Origin of the sequence: Bradyrhizobium sp. (assembly GCF_019244115.1) — a bacterium.
Classification (GTDB): domain Bacteria; phylum Pseudomonadota; class Alphaproteobacteria; order Rhizobiales; family Xanthobacteraceae; genus Bradyrhizobium.
In genome coordinates, this window is sequence record NZ_JAFATE010000828.1 from 1 (window position 1) to 2,427 (window position 2,427).

Annotated in this window: 2 protein-coding genes; both read right to left on the reverse strand. The window is 61.8% G+C overall.

All coding sequences use genetic code 11. The features are described from left to right. Positions 1-226: 226 nt before the first annotated feature. Positions 227-1,066 carry an FkbM family methyltransferase gene (locus tag JOZ76_RS35095; RefSeq protein ID WP_291705961.1) on the reverse strand — a complete coding sequence of 280 codons (840 nt, stop codon included), beginning with the start codon at positions 1,064-1,066 and terminating at the stop codon, positions 227-229. Between the two features lie 77 nt (positions 1,067-1,143). Then, on the reverse strand, positions 1,144-2,427 hold a 1,284-nt coding region (locus JOZ76_RS35100), incomplete at its 5' end, for a hypothetical protein (protein WP_291705962.1).

Here is a 2,427-nt window from a genome sequence, read left to right on the forward strand (position 1 = left end):
CGCGCCCCATACACCCTCCTAGCACGCCGTCACACCTGTGGCGAATACCGAGACGCCGTTCCGGACACGTTTTGATTCAGAAAATTACAGGGGACAACGCGTTCGAGCACCCAACTGATTCGGCTCCGATGGATAGCACGAAAGCCCCGCTTGACGGACTGCAGATCAGATCACGATCATGGATTGGCGGGCTCGGCTGACGGCCCATTCGAGGCACTCCATCGTCCTAAGCAATGCGGGCGATGACGTTCATGCTTTCCCCGTCCGCGATCAAGCCCTGCAACTCATCCGCTCTTGACGGCAATCGCTTCTCGGTTTCCTCTGCAAACAGCGCGTATCCGTGCGGAACGAAGAAGGACAGCAGCTCGGCAAGTGAAGACCCTCGCTCCTCGAGCACATAGGGGGCCAGCTCCATGACAAAGATCGGCCGATCGATGCGGAGCATCCGGCTCGCCCCGCGAAGAACCTGACATTCGTAGCCATCGACATCAAGCTTCACCAGCTGCACCTTCCGACCGGCGTGTTCACTGAGCGCGGAATCCAGACTTTGCGCCCGCGCCGACGCTGTGCGCATCTCCCGCCCAAGATGTTTGGCGTGCAGCTCTGTTCCTCCGACCAGAGGCCAGCTTGAGTAAATCGCACCCGGGACATCAGTCTCGCCGCTCTCGGTCAGAAAGCAGTTGAAAGGGAGAACCCGAGATGCGAGCGATGGGTTGAGACTGAGGTTGCGCTGAAGCTTGCCAAAAGCAAAATCCGTCGGCTCAAAAGCAAACACCTGGCCGTTCGGGCCAACAAGGCTGGCCAGGCGAAGCGTGTGCGCCCCCACGTTGGCCCCGATGTCAAGAACCAGCGAGCCAGGCTCGGTCAGTCTCCTCAGAGCGCGAGCCGTGGTCCGCTCGAACTGATCGAGATAAATCGCAAAATCAATTCCCTGCGACAGGTCCAACTCATACGACACCCCATCTCGCACGACGGTTGTGTGATCCGTGCGACCGAGAGCACTTCGCCCCATGTGAACCAGGCGATAGAGCGCGCGGGCGGCCGCTATTTTATGAACAGTTTTCATCTACGGGCACGTTGTGGTCGGATCGGCCAATTGATCCGCGCCTTGCAGGTCGAGGCCGAGATGCGGCAAAGATGGTCTCATTGGCGCCACGGCTCCGCTCTTGTCACCAAGAACCAATATCGACCGGGCGCATCGGCCTTATATGCCCGGGGTTCAAGCCGGAAATGCCAGGCCTGCACGTCGCGGCTCTCCATGACCTCTGCGGGCACGATGAAGATGTTCGGCGCGGTCATGCCGGTCCCGAGGGGCGCTGCGAAGACAAAGCCGAAGGGCAGCGCAGGCGAGACCGGATGGATCAGGCCCTGATAGGACTCGACGCCGCTTTGTGCGACCACCGCCTCAAAATCGCTGACGTGCAGGGTCGGAATATCGGCGCGCAGAGGCGCCTCATCCGCGAGCACGAGAAAGCCCGACATCTTCGCCCCGCCCGCGACCGTGATTTCGTCGGATCCTGATGCCCGATATTTCGGATCGTCCTGAGTGGACGAGAGGCGGTGCGCCGTCCACGGAACGGAAACAGCCAGCAGCGCGGCGATGATCAGCCCCGACGCACCGTAAGCGACCAGCCTGCCGCCCGGTTCGGACTGGCCGGCCGCCAGTCGCGGATCGCTCATTCCCATCGCGATGAACAGCGCGATCAACGGCTGGCTTGCGGCGAGCGTGCGCGCACCGTCATCGAGATAGATGAGTGCGGACGAGAGCAGGATGCTTGACCCCACGAGACACCAGAACGTGACTTCGACTTCGCTGGTCCCGCGTCTTGCGAGCCAGGCGAGGCCGATCAGGCTGATCACCGTCAAGACGGTCCCGAACGCTCCGAGCCGTCGGTCCGGAACGACCGCATAACCCTTCCACATCACGGCCGGAAAGTGCGAAAGAAAGCCTTTCACGCCGGCCGTCAGCCTTGCGAGAAACACCGTGGGTTTTGCGGCAAGATTCTGCCACGCGAAGCCGTAGAGCCTCTTCGCAATGGCGGCCTCATCGCCAGTCAGGCGCTCGCCGCGCTCTGCAAGCTTTGCAGGACAGCCTTCCCAGCCGGTGCCGATGGAGAGCCCGCACAGCACATAGGCAAAGTTGCTGCCGGTCTCAGCTCCGCCCGCCCCAAAGGCTCTCGACAGCAGCGTGTTGACACTGATGACCGCGCCGACAATCGCGATCGCCAGGATTGCGATCCTGAGCTTCTCCGACACGCTCCGCCCAAACTGCCAGACCAGCCACAGGAGCAATGCCGGAATGGTGAACAGGCTGCCCATGCGGGTCATCAGCGCCACGCTCGTCATCGCAAAGCCGATGAGAGCGGAGCCGGCGGCGCGGGTGCGGAACGCAGCGATGAAAAACGGGATCGACAGCAACGCCCAGAA

Coding starts and splice junctions, on each gene's coding strand:
- JOZ76_RS35095 (WP_291705961.1), bottom strand. CDS start 1,066: ATGAAAACTGTTCATAAAATAGCGGCCGCCCGCGCGCTCTATCGCCTG.